This window comes from Streptomyces sp. NPDC088124 (genome assembly GCF_040685895.1).
Classification (GTDB): domain Bacteria; phylum Actinomycetota; class Actinomycetes; order Streptomycetales; family Streptomycetaceae; genus Streptomyces.
The window spans coordinates 127,913-150,880 of record NZ_JBFBJB010000017.1 but is presented as its reverse complement, the minus strand read 5'-3'; the positions used below and the strand labels follow the sequence as shown (position 1 = coordinate 150,880).

18 protein-coding genes and 4 pseudogenes are annotated in these 22,968 nt (G+C 70.8%); 6 read left to right on the top strand and 16 right to left on the bottom strand.

Annotation, left to right across the window (positions count from 1 at the left end; translation table 11 throughout):
* Window positions 1-55 precede the first annotated feature (55 nt).
* The 11 genes and pseudogenes from AB0P17_RS16580 to AB0P17_RS16530 form a co-directional block, all read right to left on the bottom strand.
* Window positions 56-199: pseudogene (locus AB0P17_RS16580) on the bottom strand (AraC family transcriptional regulator); the annotation flags it as partial.
* 693 nt (window positions 200-892) lie between these two features.
* Window positions 893-1,567 (bottom strand): GntR family transcriptional regulator, encoded by a 675-nt coding sequence (locus tag AB0P17_RS16575; RefSeq protein WP_365811514.1) that lies wholly within the window; start codon window positions 1,565-1,567, stop codon window positions 893-895.
* 37 nt (window positions 1,568-1,604) lie between these two features.
* Window positions 1,605-2,573 (bottom strand): D-glycerate dehydrogenase, encoded by a 969-nt coding sequence (locus AB0P17_RS16570; protein WP_365811512.1) that lies wholly within the window; start codon window positions 2,571-2,573, stop codon window positions 1,605-1,607.
* Entirely contained in the window at window positions 2,566-3,477 is a 912-nt protein-coding gene (locus AB0P17_RS16565; protein WP_365811510.1) for a CoA ester lyase, read from the bottom strand. The genes AB0P17_RS16570 and AB0P17_RS16565 overlap by 8 nt, the downstream gene beginning before the upstream one ends.
* A 67-nt stretch (window positions 3,478-3,544) precedes the next feature.
* The gene (locus tag AB0P17_RS16560; RefSeq protein ID WP_365811508.1) at window positions 3,545-4,891 is read right to left on the bottom strand and encodes a CoA transferase; all 1,347 of its coding nucleotides are present in this window, start codon (window positions 4,889-4,891) and stop codon (window positions 3,545-3,547) included.
* Window positions 4,892-4,946: 55 nt separating this feature from the next.
* Window positions 4,947-6,335 (bottom strand): gluconate:H+ symporter, encoded by a 1,389-nt coding sequence (locus tag AB0P17_RS16555; protein ID WP_365811506.1) that lies wholly within the window; start codon window positions 6,333-6,335, stop codon window positions 4,947-4,949.
* A 618-nt stretch (window positions 6,336-6,953) separates the two neighbouring features.
* Window positions 6,954-7,172, bottom strand: a pseudogene (locus tag AB0P17_RS16550) (IS110 family transposase); the annotation flags it as partial.
* Between the two features lie 250 nt (window positions 7,173-7,422).
* Window positions 7,423-8,240: pseudogene (locus tag AB0P17_RS16545) on the bottom strand (AraC family transcriptional regulator); the annotation flags it as partial.
* A gap of 51 nt (window positions 8,241-8,291) precedes the next feature.
* Window positions 8,292-9,980 (bottom strand): serine/threonine-protein kinase, encoded by a 1,689-nt coding sequence (locus AB0P17_RS16540; protein WP_365811504.1) that lies wholly within the window; start codon window positions 9,978-9,980, stop codon window positions 8,292-8,294.
* A 51-nt stretch (window positions 9,981-10,031) separates the two neighbouring features.
* Complete coding sequence (locus AB0P17_RS16535; RefSeq protein ID WP_365811502.1) at window positions 10,032-10,223, bottom strand: DUF397 domain-containing protein; 192 nt, start codon at window positions 10,221-10,223, stop codon at window positions 10,032-10,034.
* Window positions 10,223-11,101 (bottom strand): helix-turn-helix transcriptional regulator, encoded by an 879-nt coding sequence (locus tag AB0P17_RS16530; protein WP_365811500.1) that lies wholly within the window; start codon window positions 11,099-11,101, stop codon window positions 10,223-10,225. The genes AB0P17_RS16535 and AB0P17_RS16530 overlap by 1 nt, the downstream gene beginning before the upstream one ends.
* A 256-nt stretch (window positions 11,102-11,357) precedes the next feature.
* Between AB0P17_RS16530 and AB0P17_RS16525 the strand changes: the two are divergent.
* The 3 genes and pseudogenes from AB0P17_RS16525 to AB0P17_RS16515 form a co-directional block, all read left to right on the top strand.
* Window positions 11,358-11,633 (top strand): annotated as a pseudogene (locus AB0P17_RS16525) (ATP-binding protein); the annotation flags it as partial.
* A gap of 163 nt (window positions 11,634-11,796) precedes the next feature.
* Window positions 11,797-12,111 (top strand): DUF6415 family natural product biosynthesis protein, encoded by a 315-nt coding sequence (locus tag AB0P17_RS16520; protein WP_365811498.1) that lies wholly within the window; start codon window positions 11,797-11,799, stop codon window positions 12,109-12,111.
* 463 nt (window positions 12,112-12,574) lie between these two features.
* Window positions 12,575-13,147: a TetR family transcriptional regulator gene (locus AB0P17_RS16515; protein ID WP_365811497.1), complete on the top strand. Its 573-nt coding sequence runs from the start codon at window positions 12,575-12,577 to the stop codon at window positions 13,145-13,147.
* 63 nt (window positions 13,148-13,210) lie between these two features.
* On the opposite strand, the gene AB0P17_RS16510 is transcribed toward AB0P17_RS16515, so the two are convergent.
* Complete coding sequence (locus AB0P17_RS16510; protein ID WP_365811495.1) at window positions 13,211-14,257, bottom strand: alcohol dehydrogenase catalytic domain-containing protein; 1,047 nt, start codon at window positions 14,255-14,257, stop codon at window positions 13,211-13,213.
* Window positions 14,258-14,675: 418 nt separating this feature from the next.
* Between AB0P17_RS16510 and AB0P17_RS16505 the strand changes: the two genes are divergently transcribed.
* Window positions 14,676-15,854: a Cmx/CmrA family chloramphenicol efflux MFS transporter gene (locus tag AB0P17_RS16505; protein ID WP_365811493.1), complete on the top strand. Its 1,179-nt coding sequence runs from the start codon at window positions 14,676-14,678 to the stop codon at window positions 15,852-15,854.
* Window positions 15,855-15,944: 90 nt separating this feature from the next.
* On the opposite strand, the gene AB0P17_RS16500 is transcribed toward AB0P17_RS16505, so the two are convergent.
* On the bottom strand, window positions 15,945-16,583 hold the full coding sequence (locus AB0P17_RS16500) for a class I SAM-dependent methyltransferase (protein WP_365811491.1): 639 nt from the start codon (window positions 16,581-16,583) through the stop codon (window positions 15,945-15,947).
* Window positions 16,584-16,647: 64 nt separating this feature from the next.
* A complete protein-coding gene (locus AB0P17_RS16495) occupies window positions 16,648-17,691 on the bottom strand; it encodes an NAD(P)/FAD-dependent oxidoreductase (protein WP_365811489.1) in 1,044 nt (347 codons plus the stop codon).
* A 187-nt stretch (window positions 17,692-17,878) separates the two neighbouring features.
* Here AB0P17_RS16495 and AB0P17_RS16490 point away from each other — a divergent pair, with 187 nt between their 5' ends.
* On the top strand, window positions 17,879-19,117 hold the full coding sequence (locus AB0P17_RS16490) for a cytochrome P450 (protein WP_365811487.1): 1,239 nt from the start codon (window positions 17,879-17,881) through the stop codon (window positions 19,115-19,117).
* Window positions 19,118-19,184: 67 nt separating this feature from the next.
* Here AB0P17_RS16490 and AB0P17_RS16485 read toward each other — a convergent pair whose 3' ends face one another.
* Complete coding sequence (locus AB0P17_RS16485; RefSeq protein ID WP_365811485.1) at window positions 19,185-19,817, bottom strand: TetR/AcrR family transcriptional regulator C-terminal domain-containing protein; 633 nt, start codon at window positions 19,815-19,817, stop codon at window positions 19,185-19,187.
* 55 nt (window positions 19,818-19,872) lie between these two features.
* On the opposite strand from AB0P17_RS16485, the gene AB0P17_RS16480 reads away from it, so the two are divergent.
* Window positions 19,873-21,417: an FAD-dependent monooxygenase gene (locus AB0P17_RS16480; RefSeq protein ID WP_365811483.1), complete on the top strand. Its 1,545-nt coding sequence runs from the start codon at window positions 19,873-19,875 to the stop codon at window positions 21,415-21,417.
* A gap of 133 nt (window positions 21,418-21,550) precedes the next feature.
* Here AB0P17_RS16480 and AB0P17_RS16475 read toward each other — a convergent pair whose 3' ends face one another.
* A complete protein-coding gene (locus AB0P17_RS16475; RefSeq protein WP_365811481.1) occupies window positions 21,551-22,936 on the bottom strand; it encodes a cation:dicarboxylase symporter family transporter in 1,386 nt (461 codons plus the stop codon).
* Window positions 22,937-22,968 lie beyond the last annotated feature (32 nt).

The window sequence follows — 22,968 nt, the reverse complement described above, 5'->3', positions numbered from 1 at the left end:
CCCGGATACGGTCCGGCCGTGTCCGCACTCCGTCCACAGATTCTTAGCGTTGGGTCTACACCGGAACGGACCGTGCCCGGAGCCGGTATTCCCGGGGCGAGACTCCGTAGGCGGCCCGGAAGGCGCGGCTGAGGCCGGAGGCGCGCGGGATGCCCCAGCGTGCGGCGACGGCATGGATCGGGGCGGTGCGCAGCAGGGGGTTCTCCAGTGCCGCGACCGGCAAGGTTTGCCCGTCAAGGAGCGGCGTCCGGTGCACTGCGCTCGCTTCGCTCGCTCCGTCTCGGCGCACTGAATTTTCCTTCGGATACCGAGCGCAGCCGCAAGGCGGAGGAGGGAGGCGACGCGGGAGCGGATGGGGTCTCCCCTGGTCGAGCGAAACCGAGACCTTGGGGATGAGTGACGACAACGCCGCGGATGTGCGCACCTGACACCTCCCCGCAGACGGGACTTCGGAATGACTCGTCCAGGGCCTGTCCGGCGGATCAGTGCATATCTGCGTGGCAGAGCCGGCGTCTCCGGAATGCTCCACCGGGCAGCCCATTCAGGGTGTCGTCGCCCTCCGGGGCAAGGGTGCGGAACCCCTCTTCTTCCACCAGCAGCCGCACGATGCGATGCGCCACGTCCGACAATTCGCGTGCCTGTCGGGCAGCTGCTCCAAGCGCCACGATCTTGGCGTCGATCCGTCACTGAACCAGTCACATGATCCGCCGGACAGGACCTGGTACTTCAGCAGGACTTCCACGTTTCCGCAGGTCAGGGCCACCGTCGGAACGACGCTCAACTGGCTGCACGTCAGGGACATCGGACAACTGAGTTGCTCTGACCATTCCGCTCCCGAGCGGAGGATCGCACAGCCCGTCGCGAGTCGGGCGCGCGAAATCCTGCTGGAGCACTATGCCTCCGGTGCGCCGATGGCTCGCAGATGTTCCACTGTGGCCTGCTCGGCACGGAGGATGTGCAGGCGCATCGCGGTCGACGCCAACGCGTCGTTGCGGTCGACCAGCGCCGTCGTTACGGCCTCGTGGTCGACGCAGGATTGCTGGCGGCGGTGGATGAACCAGATGGCCTGGTACGGCATGCCGGTCCAGAGCCGGTCGATGAAGTCCTCCAGGAAGGCGGAGCGGGCGGTCGCGTAGATGGCCCGGTGCCAGCGGGCGTTGAGTTCGACCACGGCCGAATTGCTGCCTCCCCGCGCCTTCGCGGCTTCCGCGAACTGGTCGTGCAGGTCCTGTATCTCGCGGAGTTCCTCCTCGGTTGCCCGCTGCGCGGCCAGTTCGACTGCCAGAGGCTCCAAGTGGGCGCGCAGCCGGTACACCTCGCTCGCGCGGAACAAGGTGTACCGGGTCACGATATGACCATGGTGCGGCTTGTACTCGACCAGTCCGTGCGCCTGGAGCACCCTGAGCGCTTCCCTGATCGGGGTGAGACTCATCCCCAGTTCGTCGGAGAGTGCTTGAAGTGTGAGCTTGGCACCGCCGGGGAGGTCACCCGTCTCGATCCGGCGCCGGATGGCGTTGAAGGCCGCCTCCGCTTTCGTCGGCGAAGTCGTCTCCTCCCGCTGCGCCACCAGGCCCCCTCTCGTACCGGCTACACACCTCGCGTGTCTACGCGGACGCTATCAGCACTGGGGTGAGGACCTCCCGCCCGGCGAGCAGCTCGACGACGTTGCGGACGGCGAGGTCGGCCATGGCTCCGCGGGTCTCGGTGGTCGCCGAACCGAGATGAGGAGCGAGGACCACGTTGTCCAGACCCAGCAGTCCCGGGTGTACAAGGGGTTCGTCCTCGTAGACGTCCAGCGCGGCCCCGGCGATGGTGCCGTCGCGCAGGGCGTCGACGAGAGCGCCTTCGTCCACGACGGGACCGCGCGCGGTGTTGACAAGGAACGCTGTCGGCTTCATGCGCCTCAGCCGTTCCGCGTCGATCAGATGGCGGGTCTGGGAGGTCAGTGGGCAGTGCAGGGAGACGACGTCGCTGGTGGTCAGCAGCTCGTCGAGAGCGACACGCCGACTGGCACCCTCGATGTCGGGCTGGGAGCGGGCATGGTGGACCACGTCCATCCCGAAAGCCCTCGCACGGTCGGCCACGGCCCTGCCGATGGCACCCATGCCCACGACTCCGAGCCGTTTGCCCTGCAACGCGCTGCCCAGCATGAAGCCGATGTCCCAGGCCCACGGGGTGCCGGAGCGGATCAGCCGGTCACCCTCGCTCACCCGCCGGGTGACGTCCAGGACGAGGGCCATGGTCAGATCGGCGGTGGCGGCCACCAGGACGCCCGGGGTGTTCGTCACCGCCACCTCGTGCCCGGCGGCGGCCCCCAGGTCGATGTTGTCGTATCCGGTCGCGGTGTTGGCCACGAGCCTGAGGGAGGGGCCGGCCGCAGCCAGCGCCGCGTCGTCCATCCGGTCGTTGAGCGTGCTCACGACCGCTGTGGCGCCGACCACGGCCTCCTGGAGTTCGGCGGCGGTGAGCGGCCGGTCGTGCGGGGAGACCCAGACGTCAGCGAGATCCGCGAGAAGCGCGAGGGCGGGTCCGGGCAGCGCCCGGGTCACCACGACGCGGGGGAGGTCACTCATGACCGGCTCCAGCAGCGGCGAGGAGCGCGCGCGCACGCGAGGCGACCGGATAGTCGACGAAGGTCCCGTCCGCGAGACGGATCGAGGCGACGCCCCGCTCCTCGGCCGCGGTGAACGCCTCGTCCACCCGCCGCGCCCAGTCGATTTCCTCCGCAGTCGGGACGAACGCGGCTGCCACTGGATTGAGTTGCCGGGGGTGGATGATCTGCTTGCCGCCGAAGCCGATGGCACGGGCGCGTTCGGCCGATACCCGGAGCCCCTCGTCGTCCTCCAGGTCCAGGAACGGCCCATCGATCGGGTGGGGCAGACCGGCCGCCGCGGCGGCAAGGACGACCGTCGAACGGGCGGCGAGGAGTTCCGTGCCAGTGGCGGTTGGGGTCACGCCCAGTTCCCGGGACAAGTCCGCCGGACCGAACGTCAGTGTGATCACCCGGGCATCGCCAGCCGCTATGAAGGCCGCTTCGAGTACGCCGCGTGCCGACTCGATCAGCGGAACGATGCCCACGCAGCCGGGCTCAAGACCGGCCTCCGCCTCGGCCGCGTCCAGCAGCGCGGCCACCCGCCGTACATCCGCCGCGCTGTCGCACATCGGTAGAATCAACGCCGAGAGGCGGCCGAGCACCGGGGTCAGGGCCCGTACGTCCTGCTCAGCGAGCCCACTGGCAACGGAGTTGATCCGCACCGTGAGCAGCGCCCCGTCCGGCGGGAGCGCGGCGACGGTCCGCGCCGTGTCCTGGCGGACGTGATCCTTGCGGGACAGCGCGACGGAGTCCTCCAGGTCCACGGCGACGGCCGTGGCGCCGCCTGCCGCCGCCTTGGCGATGCGGTCCGGGCGGTCCCCGGGGACGAACAACAGCACACGCATCCTGCGCGCGCGTTCTGTCCGGGTCTTGGCACTGGTCATGTGGTGGTGCCTCCGTTGTCGTTCAGGGAGAGCCATGTGCTGCGGTGGTTGACGGGACGGGGTGGTTTCAGGGCTGACTCTTGGTGTCTCGGGAATCCGGGGCACGGGCTGTGCGCGGGGCTGCGGCTCCGACAATCCCGTCGGCCTGCAGTCGTTCGAGGTCCGGCGCGCTGTAGCCGAGCTGCTCGACGAGGATCTCGTGGTTGTGCTCCCCGACCTGCGGGCCGACGCGGCGGATGCTGCCCGGCGTACCCATTAGGTTGGCGATGAGCCCCTGCATCCGCAGCGGGCCGAGGACCGGATGGTCGACTGAGGTGATGGTGCCCCGTTCATTGAAGTGTGGGTCCGCGATGACGTCGGCGAACGTGTACACCGGGCCGACCGTGGCGCCCACCGCCTCGAACCGCTGCAGCACGTCCCGCTGGTCGCGCCCGCGCACCCACACCGCGATGGCCTCATCTATCTCGTCGCGGTGGGCGAGCCGCCCCTTGATGTCGCCAAACCAGGGGGCGTCCGCCAGATCGTCACGGCCGACGGCCCTCATGATGCGCTGCCCGGTTCCGGCGGTGGCGCCGGAGAGCGCCACCCACTTGCCGTCACGCGTGCCGTAGCACTCCCGCGGCACGTTGAAACCGGTCCGGCTGCCCTGCCGTTCGGGGACGACGCCCAGTTGGTCGTGGGCGGACACCTGCGCGCCGAGGATCCAGAAGAGCGGCTCGTAGATGGACAGGTCGACGACCTGGCCCTCACCCGTGCGTTCCGCGTGCCGCAACGCGGTCATCGTGGCAAAGGCACCGGCCAGCGCCGCGACACCGTCGGCGAGCGGCCACTGAGGCAGGACGGGCGGTCCGTCGGCGGGCCCATTGGTGTCGGCGAAACCCGACATGGCTTCCGCGAGGGTGCCGAAGCCCGGACGAGTCCGGTACGGCCCGGTCTGCCCGAAACCGGAGACCCGGGTGATGACGAGCCGGGGATTGACCTCGTGGAGTCGCTCAGGACCGAGCCCCCACTTCTCCAGCGTGCCGGGGCGAAAGTTCTCCACGAACACGTCGGCGTCCGCGAGGAGCCGCAGCAGGATTTCGGCGCCGCGTGGATCGGACAGGGAGAACGAGACCCCGCGTTTGTTCCGGCCGGCCACGGCCCACCACAGCGACTCGCCGTCCTTGCGCCACTCCCAGGTGCGCAGTCCGTCCCCCTTCGGGTGTTCCACCTTGACGACGTCGGCGCCGAAGTCGCCCAGCAGTGTGGCGAGCATGGGACCCGCGTAGATGGTCGCCGCGTCGACGACCCTCACGCCGTGCAGCGGCCCGTCGGCCGGTGACGTTGCGGCCTCCCGGTCCTGCAGGGGTTCCGCGCTCTCCGGTGTCCGTGAACGCTCCGGTGCCTTCGGGGGCGTCGAGGCCTCGTACGACATTTGATGAATCCTTTCTGTGACATATCCCGCTGGGGCGGAGGGGAGCCCGGCCGGGTCAGAGCAGGACGGCCTGCGCGAGCAGGACGAAGCCGAGGGCGACGACCGAGATGATGCAGTCCATGGCGGACCAGGACTTGAAGGTGTCCTTGACGCTGATGCCGAGGTACTCCTTCACCAGCCAGAACCCGGCGTCGTTGACGTGGGAGAGGAAGCGGGACCCGGCGCCGATGGCGAGCATCAGCAGCGTGGCCTCAAGGCTTCCCATCTCGCCCGCGATCGGGGCCAGCAGACCTACCGAGGTGACGATGGCGACGGTGCCCGAACCAACCGCGATCCGCACCACCGCGGTGATCAACCAGGCCAACAGGACTATGGGAATGCCCAGTTGCTCGGCGAGCGAACCGATCGCTCCACCGATCCCGGATTCCACGAGGACGCCCTTGAGGCCGCCGCCGGCGCCCAGCACCACGAGCACCCCGGCGATGCCGGGCAGTCCGGAACCGGTGACGGACCCGATAGCCGTGCGGGACATGCCGGTGCCGCGCCCGAGAGTGAGCATGCCCAAGAGCAGACCGGCGAGCAGGGCCACCACCGGGGCTCCGAGAATGGCGGACACCTGCCGCACCGGATGTTCCTCCGGCAGGACGAACTCCATTACGGCGTGGAACAGCATGAGCAGCACCGGCATGAGGAGTGTCGCCAGTGTGGCCCAGAGCCTCGGCTTGCGGATGTCTTCCCGGCCCGGCTTCTCCAGGTCAGGTACGAGGGACACGGGCGGGTTCGCCGAGATGGACGGCGCGACCAGCCGGGCGAACAGAGGGCCGCCGATCGCGATGGTCGGGATGGCGATCACGATGCCGATGGCCAGGGCCAGCCCGAGGTCGGCGCCCAGTCCCGAGACCGCGACGAGCGGTCCCGGGTGCGGCACCAGAAACCCGTTGAGCAAAGAAAGCGCCGTGAGCGCCGGTAGCGCCACGAGCACGGGGGAGGAACCGGTCCGCTTGGCCGCCAGCAGGGCTATGGGGATGATCAAGACGACGCCGACCTCGAAGAACAGCGGCAAGCCGAGAAGGAAGGAGAGACCGGCCATCGCCCACGGCAGCATCGGTTTGGACACCCGGGCAAGCACCGAGTCCACGATCAGGTCCGCGCCGCCGCTGCCGGCCAGGAGCTTTCCGAGCATAGCGCCGAGGGCCACGAGGATGCCGACGTCGGCCATGGTCGAGCCGAAGGACTCGGTAAAGGCCTCCAGGGTTCCGGTCGCACCCAGACCAGAGGTCAAACCGATGTACGAAGCGCCGAGCAGCAGCGCTATGAAGGGGTGCATCTTCACGACGGTGATCAGCAGGATCACGGCGGCCACGCCGGTGCCGGCTGCGATGAACAGCGTGCCGTGGCCGACCTGAGCGATGGGTCCGTCAGCGGCGAGGACAAGGCTGTGCACAGTCGTCCATCCTTTCCGCGAAGTTGCGGCCACTGGGTTCGCCGCTGGACGGGAAGGGCTGCACGGGGCCGGATGGAACGCATGGAGAGAACACGAAGGGCACCTCACGTCTTTGGGGGATGGGCCTTCTCCGCCTCACGCACGGCCGTGAGCGGGGACCACGAGGCGGCTTCCGATCGCGGATCCGCTGGGGCCGCCCGTTTCAGGTAGGCGTAATGGCATGGCAACGTGACAGACGTTTTATCAAACGTGTTCACATCGAGCAAGGCTCTTGCGATCACCGGAAGAGGTCAACGGGATCGAACTCCCTCAGTTACGTGCCCTTATTTACCCATCTGTAACGATTATTGGGTGGTCGATCGGTCCAGGAATTGAGGTGCGGAGCGGGGTCCCGGAGAAGGTGGCAGGCCCCGATTGAGTGAGATTTGATATAACTGCTGGTATCGGTCCGACATCAAGTCGCGCCAAGGGCCGGTCGGGTGTCTGTCCTTGAAGGCGCCCTGCGCTCGGGCCTCCTCGTTCGCACCAGGCGACGGGGCGGGCCCGGGCGTCGCCTCACCCCCGGGGGCTGGCCACCGGTGCCATCTGAGTAGCTGACGCTGAAGCTTCTGTAGCTCGTCAAGCTGTGGGAGACAGCCGAGGTGCACCGCTGAATGCGCTGGTGAGGTGGTGGTAAACCTCGCGCGCGACGAAACGCTTGAGACATCTGAAGATGTCCTTCGTCTCGAGTCCTTCTTGGATGCGTTGTGCTACGTAGTCGCGGGTGCGCGGATCGTGGCGCATGCGAACCAGCACGATTGTGTGCAGCGCGCGGTTGGCCTGGCGGTCTCCGCCACGGCGGGTGGCTCTGCTCGCTTCAAGCGACAGCGTTTGTCGATGGCTTGTGACCGAAGTTGTTGATCGCCAGCTGGGGAGATGTCGCCGCTGCCCCCTCCGAGCAACGAGTCGGCCCCCGGCGCCGGAGCGCTGGAGCCAAGACGGAGCAAGTCCAGTGACCTCTCACAGCGAAGGTTGAGCATTGTCATCGAAGGTTGAGTGATGCGGGTCCCGTCTTGCCTGTGCGGTGCGGCGCGTCCTGCGGCTAGTACTCCAGCCGCCTGTCGCGGATCCAGGACGCGACCGTCACGCCCGGCGACCGCTGTCGAAGATCCGGTGCAGATAGCTGAGCGAGATGTGGTGCGCGGCGGCGATCACCGGCGGCTTCAACTCCGGGTCGTGCAGGTTCCGCTCGATGAACGCCCGGATCCGCTCGGCCAGCGCCTGCTGCCGGGATTCCTGCGGCAGCACCGGTCTCGGCGTCCAGCACCTGCGCCAGCCACGCCGCCGTCAGGTCGAGTACGACCGTGCCCAGGCGCGGCCCGTCGGACGGGCTGAGGGTGTCGGCCTGCCACTCCAGCCCGATGAGGAACTCCGCGAGCAGGGCGCCCATCCCGTCCCGCCCCGACAGTCCCCGTCCCGGCAGCTCCCCCACCCGGTCCGGCGGCAGGGGCAGCAGCGCCCTGGGGAAGTCGACGCCCACTCCTCTGACGGCGCGGCACTCCCGTTCGTTCGCCGACCGGACGTCGTACGGCTGCGAACTGTCGATCACGTGCAGGTCCCGGGGGCCGTACGCGTCGGTCCGCCCGGCGCGGTCGAGCGCCGGTTCGCCGTCGAGGCGCAGCGTCAGGTGGTACAGCTCGGGGTCCGACCGGCGCACCATCTTCGGGCTCCGCCGGTAACGCGTCGGCAGGAACGACGCCGGCCAGACGGTCACCGGCCCCAGCTCCATCAGCCGTATCTCCGCCCGGAAGTCGGAGACATGGGGACTGACCGCGTCACTGGTGCGCGTTCGGCCGATCAGTTCCCGCCAGCAGTCGAACCTGTCACCGGCGGCACGTCCTCACTCCGGAACACGGTCCCGATCACTGCGTCCACCCTCCGTTCTCCCGCCGGGGCGCTCCCGCCGGCGTCCTCACCTCAGTCCGCCGCCGGGTACACCCGCGTGACCTTGCCCTTGCTGTCCGCCTCCAGACGCCCGCCGCCGTACGCGTCCGACAGATAGAGCATCAGGCCGGCGGAGGATCCGAGGAGCGAGTTCGGCGGCTTGACCAGGAGATAGCGCGAGGTCGGCTGCTCCACGTTCAGGTCCTTCTCCGCCCTCTTCAGCAGCGCGGGGATCGCGTCCCAGTCGAACGCGTCGATGCTGAACGGCAGTTGACCGCCCATGAGTGCCCCACTGGCCGGGCCCTTGGTCACGCCCTCGCCCACGCGGTAGGTGTACATGTCGTACCGCGTGTCGCTGCCCTTGACCATGCCCTGCACGGTGATGAAGTCCGGGTACGCGGAGAAGTTGGCCACCTGGTCGGTGCCCATCTCCGCCTTGAGCGCCTTGACCGCCGTACGGACGCCGGCCGTGGTCAGCAGGTCCTTCGCCTCCTCCGGCCGCTCCCCCCGCGCGGAACCCGCCGAGGCGGACGCGTCCGCCGACCGCGAGGCTCCGGGCTCCCCGGACGAGCCGGGCTCGTCCCACCACGTGGTCACGTCGCCGATGCCGGGCAGCGACGTCCACAGCAGCACGCCCGCCAGCGCCGTACCGAGGAGCGAGGCGCCGACCGCGACCCGCCGCCCCGCCCGCGACCGCCCACCACCCGGGGCCGTGCCTGGCTCGGGAGCTGTCCCGGGCTCCGGCTCCGGCGGTACGGCGTCCTGGGGCGTGGTCCGTGGCGGGCTCAGGTGGTACGACGTGGTGGCGGATGCCCCGGAGCCAACTCCCTCCGGGGCCGCCGACGCCTCGGCGGGGGCGGGGCCGGAGGCGGGGGTCGCCGTCCCGCCCGCCACGGCGGCGAGCATGCCGTCCATGGTCTCCGCGTCCGGCCGCTCGGCCGGATCCCGTACGAGCACGGCGTTCAGCACGCCGGTCAGCGGCCCGGCCTTGGCGGGCGGGGGCAGGGGCTCGCTGAGTACGGCGGCGAGCGTGGCCAGCGTCGAGCCCTTCCGCAGTGGATGCCGGCCCTCCACGGCCACGTACAGCATCATCGCCAGCGACCACAGGTCGGAGCCGGGCCCGCCGTCCTCCCCGCTGATCCGCTCGGGGGCCATGTAGTCGGGGGTGCCGATGATGGACCCGGTCGGGGTCAGCGCGGTCGCCTCACGGATGGCGGCGATACCGAAGTCGGTGAGAACGGGGCGCCCGTCCGGCCGCAGCAGCACGTTCGGGGGCTTCACATCCCGGTGCTGGATACCCGCTCCGTGCGCCGCCCGCAGCGCGGCCAGCACCTCCCGCCCCAGCCCGGCCACCTCGACGGGGTCCATCGGCCCCCGGGCCAGCCGGTCGTGCAGCGTCCCGCCGGTCACCAGCTCCATCACGAGCCACGGGTAGGGGTGTTCGGCGCCGTCCACGACATGGTGGATGGTCACGACGTTGGGATGGTCGACCCGCGCCAGGGCACGGGCCTCCCGCAACACCCGGGCCCGCAGCAGCCGCGCGGCCTCCGGGTCGTACTCGGCGAGATCCGGATCGAGCGGCCGCACCTCCTTCAGCGCGACGGCCCGGTCCAGCACCAGATCCCGCGCCCGCCACACCGTCCCCATCCCGCCACCGCCGAGCCGCGCCTCCAGCTCGAACCGCCCGTCGATGACCCGTCTGCCGCTCGCCCCGTCGCTCATGGCGGGGAGCATACGAGACGTGGATGTCCGGCCGGGCAGGGGTTCCCGAGGTCAGCCGCCGATGGCCGCGACGAAGGCGGTCCAGGCGGGGCCGGTGAAAACGAAGGCGGGGCCGTGGGGGTCCTTGGAGTCGCGCACGGCCATGGCACCACCGGGGAGGCGGGCGCCTTCGACGCAGTCGCCATTGTTGTCATTGCTGTAACTGGACTTGAACCACACTTCAGCCACGGTCGCCGTCGGCATCAAAGCTCCTCCATCACGTTCTTGATCAGCTTCAAGGAGTCCTCCGGCCCAGGAGCCATGGCTTGCAGCTCATTGAACGCGTTCTCGTAGAGCTCCACATCAGCCTCGCGCCTCAGTACCCAGTGGTCAGCAAGGTGTTCCAGGTGCACGATCGGCTTGAGAGCAAAGTCGTCTCGGAACCGAAAGGTTGAGAAGGCACCGTTCATGCCTCGATGAACGCCGATCTCAAAGGGGATGACCTGAACCGTGACGTTGGGCGCGGACGCCGCTTCGATGATGTGGGCGAGTTGTGCCTTCATGACGGGCCGGCCTCCCACCTGACGCCGGATAACGCTCTCACCGAGGATCGCGGCGTACCTCAACGGCGGCTTTCGATGGAAGACTCCCTGCCGAGTGATCCTCAGCTCGACCATGTTGTCGATCTCTTCGTCGGAGCGGTCGTAGTTGGCATGCCGGTGGATCACCCTGACGTAGTCCGGCGTCTGGAGCAGGCCGGGAACATACTCCGACTGATAAGTATGCACAGCGGAGGCCGAGGACTCCATGCCGAAGAGCGCCCTGTTGCCGGGGTTGAGGAGTGGCCGAAAGGCTGTCGCCTGCCACCACTCCCGTTTCAGCTTGGTGACGGCGGCGTACTCCTTGAGCTGCGCAGCGATCTCCTCGCCAACCCCGTAGATCTGGCACAGCGCCATGACATCCGCAGGTTCGACTGTTGCGTTCTCTCCCGTCTCCAGCCGGGTCAGCTTGGACGGACTCCAAAGGAGCTTCTGGACGACCTGAGTTGACGTGAGCCCCCTCTTGAGCCGGATTTGACGCAGTTCACTTCCCAGTTGCAGCCTGCACAGAGTGGGGGTTGCCGCCTGTGTGTCCGTCATCATCTGCTGTCCTCTCCTGGCGCCGCCCGGCAGAACGTTCTGCGTTTCAGCGGGAGCTACCGAACTCCGGCGAACAGCTCGCGCAGGAGCAGAAATTCACGACAAAACCTGCTCGCGCATTTTCGCCAGACCACTTCCGGGGCTACCACCACGGTGCGAGGCTATACCCGCCACTCACGCAGCGCGGTCACTCCACTCCATTACGTGAGCAAGCTCGCCCTGCAACGGCGCCCCCAAGGTTCGACCGTAAGGACTCTCGATGCCTCCCTCCACGCAGAGCGCAACGCCCCCTCCTCTCACCTCCGTCGAGATACGGGACACCCTGCGGCTGAGCCTCACCTTCCGCGCTCACCCCCACCGCGTCGCACACATGAGGCACATCACCGGCGCGGTGCTGCGCCAGGACGACATCGGCGGCGAGGCGGCGGCGACCGTACAACTGCTGGTCAGCGAGATCGTCACCAACGCCGTGGTGCACGGCAGGGCCGAGCGGATCCGGTTCTCCCTTGCGTACGACGGGCTCGGCACCGTGCTCATCGAGGTCGACGACCACTCCCCCGCCCCCGTGGCCGCGCGGCTGCCCGACCCGACGAGGAGAGCGGGCGGGGGATGTTCCTGGTGTCCGAACTGGCGGGGGCGTGGGGCAGGCGGGGTTCGTGTACGTGGTGCACCGTCCCCACGCGGGAGGTGGCGGCCGGATGACGCCGGACGTGGTGACCATCTCCCGCACCGTGGACGAAGCCCTTGCCCAGCGGGTCGCGCTGCCCGAGCGGGAGTGGGTGAACACCACCGTGTTTCTTCTGCGCGGCCACCTCGAACTGCTCGTACGGGAGTTCCGGGGCGCCATCGACGCCCCGGCGGTGCGACAACTGCACCGCGATGCCTACAAGTTGCTCGAACTAGGCAGAGGATTTGATGCCGACACACCCTCCCTCCACCTCTTCGAGCTGATGCTCGCCCTGGCCACCACCACCCGTGCGTTCCTCGCCCTGCACCAACAGAGCCCGGCCTGACCACAACGCCGCCGGAGCCGTGGAGAGCACCGTTCGCACGGTCGGGTCGCCCGGTGGTGTGTTGTTCACCGGGCCCGCCCCCTCCCGGGTGTGATGTTCGCGGGTCCGGTGGCGTGAGGCGTAAGGGGTGGGGTGTGCGTGAACTGGTGTGACGGGGGAGGCGACCCGGGGGCGGGCAGACCGGCGGCGTCCTGCGGATCCTTCACCGTGTCGGGCAGCTCGAAGACGGGGAGGCCGTGGAATCCTCCATGGGGGCCAAGATGCTCATGCGCGCCGCTCCGTCGATGCGTGCCGGTGGACACGTCCGCTCGTCGAACGCCCGGCACGGCCCGGCGACCGTGGCCGGGCGGGTCAGTTCCACCAAGCCCTTCCGACAGCACCCGCGTACGGGCGCGGCCCCGGTGCGGGCCCCGGCCAGAAGGCCGCGCTCCGCACGCGGGGGCCGTCGGTAAACTGGCTGCTCGTGTCCCCCGCCAAAGCTGACGCGACCCGCCGCCGCCTCCTCGACGCCGCCACGGCCGACTTCGCCGCCCACGGCATCGCGGGTGCCCGCGTCGACCGCATCTCGGCCGCAGCAGGCATCAACAAGGCGCAGCTCTACGCGTACTTCGGCGACAAGCTCGCCCTCTTCGGCGCCGTCTTCCGCGCACACGCCGACGCCATGGTCGACGCGGTGCCGTTCACGGCCGAGGACCTCCCCGGGTACGCGGTGGGCCTGTACGACGCCTCCGTGCGGCGGCCCGAGCTGGTCAGGCTGGCCATGTGGGCGAGGCTCGAAGGCGTGAGCGCCGACGACCGGGTGACCGACGCGTCGGCGAGCGCCGCCAAGCTCCGGGCGATCGGGGAGGCGCAGCGCGGCGGCTTCGTCACCGCCTCGATCGCCCCGCAGGATGTACTCGGGCTGGTCATCTCCATGGCGCTGACCTGGTCGTCCGTCGGGCTGTCCGGCGCCGCCACGGAGGACGCGCCCCCCGCCGAGCACGAACGCCGCAGGGAGGCGCTGGCCTCGGTGGTGTCGCGGGCCTTTCTCGTGTGACGGGCGCGGAAGGAAGACAGCGCGGCGGTACGCGGCACACCTCACGCAGCACGCGGAAGGCGGTCAGCCGGCCTCGCCGTGCGGGGTGATGACCGTCATGCCCGTGGTCGAGGCGTCGCTCAGGGCCGCGAGGGCGGCCGGGGCCGCGTCCAGCGGGATGGTGGTGGACACCAGCAGGTCGGGGCGGAGCGTGCCCGCGGCGATCTGGCGCATCATCTCGGGGTAGGCGTGGGCGGCCATGCCGTGGCTGCCGAGGAGTTCGAGTTCGCGGGCGACGACGCGGGCCATCGGTACGGGCGTACGGTCCCCCGGGAGCAGGCCGACCTGGACGTGCCGGCCCCGGGTCCGCAGGCTCTCGACGGACGCCGCGCAGGTCACCGGCGAGCCGAGCGTGTCGAGGGAGAGGTGGGCGCCGCCGCCCGTGGCCGCTCGTACCGCCGCCGCGGTGTCGGGCTCCGTACCGGCGTCCACGCACACGGCCGCGCCGAGGCTCCTGGCCAGTTCCAGCGCGCCCGGGGCGACATCGACCGCGACGACGCGGGCGCCCGCGGCCACCGCGATCATGACGGCGGAGAGGCCGACGCCGCCGCAGCCGTGGACCGCGACCCACTCGCCGGGGCGGGTGCGGCCCTGCGGGACGACGGCGCGGTAGGCGGTGGCGAAGCGGCAGCCGAGGGCGGCGGCCGTGGTGAACGGCATGGTGTCGGGAACGGCGACGAGGTTGGTGTCCGCGCGGGGCACGGCGACGTACTCCGCGAACGAGCCCCAGTAGGTGAACCCCGGCTGCTCCTGGCGTTCGCAGACCTGCTGGTCACCGGCGGCGCACGCGGCGCACGTACCGCAGGCGCAGACGAAGGGGACGGTGACCCGGTCCCCCACCCGCCAGTTGGTCACGTCCTGGCCCGCGGCCGCCACGTACCCGGCCAGCTCATGGCCGGGTACGTGGGGCAGGGTGATCCCGTCGTCGTGGCCCATCCAGCCGTGCCAGTCGCTGCGGCACAGGCCGGTCGCCCCGACCCGTACGACCACCCCGGCCGGGGCGGGCTCCGGGTCGGGTACGTCCCGTACCTCCGGCAGCCGCCCGAACTCCTCGAACACCACGGCCCGCACGCACACCACTCACCTTTCCTGTCTCAATCTCACGTCGGTCGCCCATTGGACCACTCAGGGCCTGTGCGACATCGGTGCGGCCGGTCGTCGGCGAGCGCGTAACGGGATGGACAGCACGCACCCGCGCTGTCTAGGGTGCCCGTATGTCCAGCCCAGAGGCGTCAAGACTCTAGCCACCGGCCGTCCGGTGGCGAGTTCGCGGGTGACCGGCCGTGGTGCCGGCACTTTGCCGTGTACCCACGCGTACAGGCGCTTTCGCGACTCCCGCACCTTCACACATCACCGGATCCGCCGGGCCGTGCACACCTGCCATGAATCGGCCGGTGCGCGATGACGTGCGGGTATTTCCGCGCGTTTCTCGCATTCCTCTCATTCCATGCCTTCCAGGCATTCCATGATGTGGCGACGGAGTCTCACGGTGCCTTTTGCTCTCCATCTGCTCGGACTGGCGGTCTTCGCCCAGGGCACGTCCGAGTTCATGCTCGCCGGCCTCGGGCCGGACATCGCGCGCGACCTACAGGTGTCCATTCCGGCCGCCGGCGCCCTGACCTCGGCGTTCGCCGTGGGCATGGTGGTCGGCGCGCCGTTGATGGCGCTGGCGGGCCGGCGCTGGTCGCAGCGTCGCGCACTGCTGCTCTTCCTGGTGACGTTCCTCGTGGTCCATGTCGTCGGGGCGGTCACCACGAGCTACCCGGTGCTGCTCGGCACGCGGTTCGTCGGGGCGCTGGCCAATGCCGGGTTTCTGGCGGTGGCGCTGGTGACGGCGGTCGGGATGGTCGACCGTACGGCGAAGGGCCGGGCCACCTCCACGCTGCTCGGGGGTGTGACCATGGCGTGTGTCGTGGGCGTGCCCGCGGGTGCGGTGCTGGGGCAGGTCTGGGGGTGGCGTTCGGCGTTCTGGGCGGTGGCCCTGGTGTCGGTGCCCGCCGTCTTCGCGATCCTGCGGGCCGTACCGGCCGGTGCGGGTACGGGCGTTGGCCCCGGTACGGGGGTCGGTGCGGCAGCGGAGCTGCGGTCGCTGCGCGCACCGCGGCTGCTGGTGACCCTCGTACTGGGCGCCCTGGTGAACGGGGCGACGTTCTGCACGTTCACCTATCTGTCGCCCCTGGTCACCACCGTGACCGGGCTGGGCGCGGGGTGGGTGCCCGTGGTGCTGGCGCTGTTCGGGGTGGGCTCGTTCGCCGGGGTCACCGCCGGGGGCCGGATCGCCGACGTACGCCCCGTGCCGCTGCTGGCGTACGGGGGCCTCGCGCTGGCGCTCGGCTGGGTGCTCCTCGCGGTGACGGCGGGGAGCCCGGTGGCGGCGACGGTGCTCGTCCTCGTCCAGGGTGCCCTGTCGTTCGCGGTCGGCTCCACCCTGATCTCGCAGGTGATGTACGCCGCGACGGGTGCGCCGACCCTGGCGGGCGGGTTCGCGACCGCGGCCCTCAACGTGGGGGCCGCCGCGGGTCCTTGGTGCGGCGGGCTCGCCATCGCGGCGGGGCACGGGTTCCGCGCGCCGGTGTGGGTGAGCGCGGCGCTGGTGGTCCTGGCGCTCGCCACCGCGGGAGTGGCGGCGGCCTCGGCGACGGTCATGGCGCGCCGGGAGTACGTCTGACGTCCCTCGGGTGCCGGATGCCGGATGCCGGGTGCCGTGCCGTACCGCCGAGCGTGGTGGTACGGCACGGCACCCCGCCTCGCCGGACCGTCAGACGGGCAGGCGGCGGACCTTGAGGGCGTTGTCCGTGCGGGTGATCCGCCGGCCGTCACGGTCGGTCTGGTGGCGTTCGTGTTCCTCGCTCAGCAGCACCTCCCACTCGCCCTCCGGGAGTTCGAGGGAGGCCAGGACCTCCTCGGTGGTGGGGAGTCGCAGGTCCGTCGGCTCGTGGTGGCCCGCGTGGCCGACGATCAGGAGGGTGCCGCCCGGGACCACGGCCGCCGCGGCGGTCCGCAGGATCCGCTCGCGCGGGAAGCTCTCGGTGGGCGCGTGCAGGAAGTGGGCCGAGACGAGGTCGAAGCCGCCCGTCGGGAACGTCACCGTGAGGTCGTGCCACTGGCAGTCGACCCGGTCGGCCACCCCCGCCTCCCGCGCGTGCCGGGCCGCGCGGCCCAGGGCGACGCGGGAGATGTCGGTGGCCGTGACCCGCCAGCCGCGTTCGGCGAGCCAGACCGCGTCGGCCCCCTCGCCGCAGCCCAGGTCGAGAGCGCGGCCGGGCGTCAGACCGGTGGTTTCGCGGACCAGGACGGTGTTGGGTTCACCGCTCCAGATCCGCTCGCTCATCTCGTAACGCCCGTCCCAGAACTCCTCGTGCGACGCGCCCGGGGCGATGGTCCGGTGATCAGTCATGTGACAACTCCGTTGCTTTCAGGGCAAGTTGAGAGGAACCAGGTGGGGTGGGCGGACCGGGCGGTTACGGGACGAGGACCTGGCGCGCGGCCACCGCGCGGGCCGTCTCCTCGTCGATCAGGTCGGCGTTGATCATCGTCGCGGCGCGTACGCCCGCCGCCGCGGCCCCGATGACGGTCTCCGCCAGGTTGGTGACGTTGCCCGCCACCCACGCCCCGGGGACCGCGGTCGCGCCGGACGGGTCGGCCGGTACGGCGCTGCCGATGACGTGTCCGGCCATCTCCTGGTCGACGGCTTCCAGGCCGAGCCCTGTGAGGAAGTCCGCACGGGCGGTGAAGCGCGGGCCGACGACGAGGGCGCGGCGGGGGATCACCCGGCCGCCGACCAGGGTCACGCCGGTGAGCCGGTCGTCGGTCACCTCCACGCCCGTCACCTCGCCCTCCACCACGGCGACGCCCCGGGCCGCGAGCTTCTCGTACTCCTCGTCGGAGGGCTCGGGACCCGTGTGGGTGAACAGGGTCACGTCGTCGCTCCACTGACGCCACATCAGCGCCTGGTGCACGGCGAGCGGGCCGGTCGCCAGGATGCCGATCGGCTCGTGGCGGACCTCCCAGCCGTGGCAGTACGGGCAGTGCAGGACCTCGCGCCCCCAGCGCTCGGCGAGCCCCGGTACCGGCGGCAGTTCGTCCACCAGGCCGGTGGTCACCAGCAGCCGGCCCGCCTCGACCGCGGTGCCGTCGGTGAGGACGACGCGGAAGCCTCCGGTGGAGGACGGGGCGGTCGGGGACGGCGGAGCCGGCAGGCGTTCCGCCGTGGCCACCTCGCCGGTCAGGATCTCGGCGCCGTACCCCGTCGCCTCCTCGCGGCCCAGTTCCAGCAGCCGCGCCGGGTTCGTCCCCTCCCGGCCCAGGTAGTTGTGGATGTGGGCCGCGGGGGCGTTGCGCGGGTGCCCCGAGTCGATCACCAGCACCGAGCGGCGAGCCCGGGCCAGGGTCAGCGCGCCGCTGAGGCCCGCGGCGCCGCCGCCGATGACCACGACCTCGTACCGTCGCGCCCCGCCGGGCCGTTCGGTCTGCCCTTGTGGCTCTGTCACTTCTGGCTCAGTCATGTGCAGTACCTCCGTTCACCGGAGATGGTCCGCCCGTGCTGGAGCGTTCGGCAAACACTCTTGCCGATAACGCAAAAACCGCACGAGGACCGCCGTGGCTATTTCCCCCATAGCAGGCATATACGCGAAACAGGGAGGTACGTATCCCTCGTTGATCTTCCGCCGAGCATCCTCCGTCCCGTCGGGCATGCCGCCGACAGACCCCGCGCTGGAGTACGTGATGACCGAGACCGGTACGACCCCCACCTGCCCGTTCGACTTCAGCGAGGGCCTGGAGTTCGATCCCTCGCTCGCGGAGCTGATGAGCCGGGGACCCGTCACCCGGATCCGGCTGCCGTACGGTGACGACGACGCCTGGCTCGTCACCGACTTCGACGGGGTACGGCGGGTGACGACCGACCAGCGGTTCAGCCGCGCGGGCATCATGGAGCACGACTACCCGCGGATGACGCCGGAGCCGATCGTCTCCGCCGAGTCGATCAATGTGCTGGACCCGCCGCGCTCCACCCGGTTGCGCCGACTGGCCTCGCAGGCGTTCACCAAGGGGCATGTGGACCGGATGCGGCCCGCCGTCGAGGGCGTCGTGGCCGAACTGCTCGATGCCATGGCCGAGCAGGGTCCGCCCGCCGATCTGGTGGGCCATCTGTCGGACCGGCTTCCGCAGGAGACCATCTGCGCGCTGCTCGGCATCGCGCCGCCCGACCGGCCGGCCATGCAGCGTTACGCCCATCAGCTGCTGTCGACGGCCCCGGAGGCGCGGCAGGCCGCCGCCACCGCCAAGAAGGAGCTGCGCGCCTACTTCGGCGGCCTGGTCGCCGAGCGGCGGCGCGCCCCGGGGGACGACCTGATCAGCGCGCTGGCCGCCGCGAAGGAGGGCGAGGACGTCTTCGACGACCAGGATCTGGCGGTCATGTCGCTCACCCTGATGCTGAGCGGCCACGACACGGCGACCTGTCAGATCAGCGACATCGCCTTCCTGCTGCTCACCCGCCCCGAGCTGATGGAGCGGGCGCGCGGCGGCGCGGAGAGCCTGTCCCGGCTCCTGGACGAGCTGCTGCGCTACATCCCGTTCCGCAAGGGCGTCGGCATTCCGCGGGTCGCGCTGGAGGACGTGGAGCTGGGCGGGGTGACGATCCGGGCGGGCGACTTCGTCCATGTCTCGTACCTGACGGCGAACCGCGATCCGGAGCGGTTCGCGCAGCCGGACGTCATCGACCCGGACCGCCCGGCGACCCCGCACATGACGTTCGGCTGGGGCGGCCACCGGTGTATCGCCGCTCCCCTGGCGACGGCGGAGCTGGAGGCGGCGTTCGGCGGGCTGCTGGCGCGCTTCCCGGAGCTGCGGCTGGCCGTGCCGGCCGAGGACCTGACCTGGGACACGGACACCATCCGGCGCTTCCCGCACGCGCTCCCGGTGGCCTGGTAGCGGACGCCCGGGGCAGCGGGCCCCTCGGGGCAGCGGACGCCCGGGGCAGCGGACCCAGGGGGCCGGGCTACCCGCGCTCCCTGAGTGAACGCAGGATCAACCCCAGCCCGTAGTCGAAGCGTTCGTCGAACGTCGCGGCGGCCAGGTGGACCGCCGACCGGCTCAGCTCCGGGTACGCACCGGTGGCGAGCGCCCGCGCGAGACCGGCGGCGGACGCGTCCGCCGCCGCCTGCTCCTCCTGCGTCAGCCCGAGCACGTAGTAGACGAGGGTGAAGCAGGCCCACACCGCGTCGCGCTCCGTGAGCCCGCCCGCGCGCAGAGCCTCGACCAGGGCCTCCGCGCGGCACAGCGTCGCGGGCTCGGCGGCGTACGTGCCCGCCACGATCGCGGCGCCGTCACGGTGCGCGAGCAGCGCGCGCCGGTAGCGGACGACCAGCTCGCGGACCTGGTCGTCCCAGGCTCCCGGCAGCCCGTCCAGGGACATCCCGCCGACGATCGCGTCGGCCATCAGCTCCAGCAGCCCGGCCTTGGTCTTGACGTGCCAGAGCACGGTGTTCATCCGGACGCCCAGCCGGTCGGCGACGGCGCGTACCGACACGGCGTCCGCGCCCCTCTCCGCCAGCAGATCCAGCGCCGCGCGCACGACGGCAGCGCGGTCGAGCCGGGTCCCGCAGGGGCGGTCCGCTTGCTTTTTGGTCACTGACCAAGTCTACTCACCCAAGAGGCATTGGTCAGTGACCAAGAAAGGAAAAACCATGGAACAGGTCATCGTCGTCGGCGGCGGCCCGGTCGGGCTCTGGCTGGCGGCGGAGCTGCGGCTGGGCGGCGTGTCCGTCACCGTCCTGGAGGCGCGGGCGGCCAGGGGGCCGCACTCCAGGGCGCTCACCGTCCATCCGCGCACCATCGAGAACCTGGCCTTCCGCGGGGCGGCGGAGCCGTTTCTCGCGGAGGGCTTACGGATTCCCCGCGGACACTTCGCCGGGCTGCGGGAGCTGATGGACTTCGCGGTACTGGACACGCCGTTCCCCTTCACCCTCGCCCTCCCGCAGACCCGTACGGAGGAACTGCTGGAGGCGCACGCACGGGCGGCCGGTGTACGGATCCTGCGCGGGCACCGGGTGACCGGGCTCTCCCAGGACGCAGACGCGGAAGACGGCTCCGGGTCCGGGTCGGTGACCGTACGGGTCGAGGGGCCCGACGGGCCCTACGTCCTGGAGGCGGCGTACGTCGTCGGCTGCGACGGAACCCGCAGCGCGGTGCGTGCCGCCGCGGGCATCGACTTCCCCGGCACCGACGCGACCGTCCGGGCGTGGCTCGGCGACGTCGTGGTCGACGACCCGCCCGCCGAGCCCGCGCTGAGCGCGTCGGGCCCCCGGGGCGCCCTGCTCGCCGTTCGGCTCCCCGGCGGCGTCTACCGCTTCGTCGGCACCACCCCGGAGGACGTCGGGCCCGGGCCGGCCGGGGCGCCGACCCTGGCGGAGCTGCGCGCCAAGGTCACGCGGATCACCGGGCGGGACTTCGGCATGCGCGACCCGGTCTGGCTCTCGCGGTTCGACAACGCGACCCGGCAGGCCGCGCGCTACCGCTCAGGCCGGGTGCTGCTCGCGGGCGACGCCGCGCACATGCACTTCCCGGCCGGCGGCGTCGGGCTCAACGTGGGCATCCAGGACGCCACCAACCTGGGGTGGAAGCTGGCCGCGGTCGTCCGGGGCATGGCGCCCGCGGCCCTCCTGGACAGCTACCACGGCGAGCGCCATCCGGTCGGGGCGGAGCTGCTGGAGAGCACACGGGCGCAGACCGCCCTCATGACGGCCTTCTCGGCGGAGGGACAGGCGCTGCGCGCGTTCCTGGGCGGGCGGATCGCGTCCGTGCCGGCCTTCTCCAAGGATCTCGCCGAGCGGCTGTCCGGGCTGGCCGTGGCCTATCCGCCCGCGCCGGGCGAGGCCGTACACCCGCTGACCGGGCGGCGTGCCCCCGACCTCGAACTGGACCTGGACCGTACAGACGCCGACGGATCGTCCGGGCCGTCCAGTCTGTTCCATCTGCTGCGCGACGGCCGGCACGTCCTGCTCGACCTCGCGAGCACGGGCCCCGACACCACCCCCGGCACCGGCACCGGCACCGGCACCGGCTCAGCCGCCGCGTACGGCGCGGTCGTGCCGCCCGGAACCGCCGTGTACCGCGCCCGCCTCACCTCCGGCCGCTCCGGCTGGTCCGGGCTGCGCGCTGTGCTCGTCCGCCCCGACGGCCATGTGGCCTGGGCGGCCGACGCCCACGCCGGCCCGGTCACGACCGGGTGAACAGCCGACCGGCCCGTACGGAAGGCGTCTCCGTACGGGCCGGTCATTCGCTCGGCCGGGGTCGGTGGGGCGTGGGGGGGGGTGCCCCCGGCCGTGGTTCCTCGCGGCTCTTCGTGGTGCTACCGGGCGGGGGTCAGACGCCCGCCTTCTCGCCGTCGCGCGGCGCCGCCGGAGCGGACTTCTCCGGCGTGGCGTCGGCCGGCGCGTCGTCCCCGTGTCCGCCGCCGTGGCCGTCGTCCACCAGGGTCTTCTCGTCGAAGGGCCGGTTGCCCGCCAGTACCTGGGCGACCTGCTCCCGGTCGATCTCCTTCGTCCACGTACCGATCAGTACGGTGGCGACCGCGTTGCCCGCGAAGTTCGTCATCGCGCGCGCCTCGCTCATGAAGCGGTCGATGCCGACGATCAGGCCGACCCCGTCGACCAGCTCGGGGCGGTGCGACTGGAGCCCGCCGGCCAGCGTCGCCAGACCCGCTCCGGTGACGCCCGCCGCGCCCTTCGACGCGATGATCATGAAGAGCAGGAGCGAGATCTGCTCCCCGATCGACAGCGGGTTGCCCATGGCCTCGGCGATGAAGAGCGAGGACATCGTCAGGTAGATGGCCGTGCCGTCGAGGTTGAAGGAGTAGCCGGTCGGCACGGTGATACCGACGACGGGCTTGCTGACACCCAGGTGCTCCATCTTCGCGATGAGGCGCGGCAGCGCCGACTCGGAGGAGGAGGTGGAGAGGATCAGCAGGAACTCGCGGCCCAGGTACTTCAGCAGCGAGAAGATGTTCATGCCCGCGACCAGGCGGAGCAGCGCGCCGAGCACCAGGAAGACGAAGAGCGCGCAGGTGACGTAGAAGCCGATCATGATCATCGCGAGCGACTTCAGGGCGTCCAGGCCCGTCTCGCCGACCACCGCGGCGATGGCGCCGAAGGCACCGACCGGCGCGGCCCACATGATCATGGCGAGGATCCGGAAGACCAGGCGCTGGATGTGCCCGATGCCCCGCAGGATCGGCTCGCCCGACTTGCCCATCGCCTGGATCGCGAAGCCCGCGAGCAGGGCGATCAGCAGGGTCTGGAGGACGGAGCCCTCCGTGAAGGACGAGACCATCGTCTTCGGGATGATCCCGAGGAGGAAGTCCACCGTGGACTCGCTGGCACCCTCGGCCTGGGCGGCGCCCGCGCCCTTGTTGGCCTCCGTGATGTGCAGGCCCGCACCGGGCTGCAGGATGTTGCCGACGATCAGGCCGATGCCGAGCGCGGCGGTCGACATCAGCATGAAGTAGCCGAGGGCGAGCCCGCCGACCGCGCCGACCTTGGCGGCCTTCCGGACCGATCCGACCCCCAGCACGATGGTGCAGAAGATGACCGGCGAGATCATCATCTTGATGAGGTTGACGAAACCGGTTCCGAGCGGCTTCAGCTCCACGGCCACCCCGGGAGCCGCGAAGCCCACCGTGATACCGAGCAGTACGGCTGCGATCACCGCTATGTACAGATAGTGGGTACGGTCCCGCTTTGCTGCGGCCACGGGTCCTCCTTGACTCGTCCCTGCGCCCCCGT

Excerpts from the sequence above, each read along its gene's own strand:
- AB0P17_RS16570 (WP_365811512.1), bottom strand. The coding sequence starts at position 2,573 with ATGAGTGACCTCCCCCGCGTCGTGGTGACCCGGGCGCTGCCCGGACCC.
- AB0P17_RS16565 (WP_365811510.1), bottom strand. The coding sequence starts at position 3,477 with ATGACCAGTGCCAAGACCCGGACAGAACGCGCGCGCAGGATGCGTGTG.
- AB0P17_RS16560 (WP_365811508.1), bottom strand. The coding sequence starts at position 4,891 with ATGTCGTACGAGGCCTCGACGCCCCCGAAGGCACCGGAGCGTTCACGG.
- AB0P17_RS16540 (WP_365811504.1), bottom strand. The coding sequence starts at position 9,980 with ATGAGCGACGGGGCGAGCGGCAGACGGGTCATCGACGGGCGGTTCGAG.
- AB0P17_RS16535 (WP_365811502.1), bottom strand. The coding sequence starts at position 10,223 with ATGCCGACGGCGACCGTGGCTGAAGTGTGGTTCAAGTCCAGTTACAGC.
- AB0P17_RS16530 (WP_365811500.1), bottom strand. The coding sequence starts at position 11,101 with ATGATGACGGACACACAGGCGGCAACCCCCACTCTGTGCAGGCTGCAA.
- AB0P17_RS16520 (WP_365811498.1), top strand. The coding sequence starts at position 11,797 with ATGACGCCGGACGTGGTGACCATCTCCCGCACCGTGGACGAAGCCCTT.
- AB0P17_RS16500 (WP_365811491.1), bottom strand. The coding sequence starts at position 16,583 with ATGACTGATCACCGGACCATCGCCCCGGGCGCGTCGCACGAGGAGTTC.
- AB0P17_RS16495 (WP_365811489.1), bottom strand. The coding sequence starts at position 17,691 with ATGACTGAGCCAGAAGTGACAGAGCCACAAGGGCAGACCGAACGGCCC.
- AB0P17_RS16490 (WP_365811487.1), top strand. The coding sequence starts at position 17,879 with ATGCCGCCGACAGACCCCGCGCTGGAGTACGTGATGACCGAGACCGGT.
- AB0P17_RS16480 (WP_365811483.1), top strand. The coding sequence starts at position 19,873 with ATGGAACAGGTCATCGTCGTCGGCGGCGGCCCGGTCGGGCTCTGGCTG.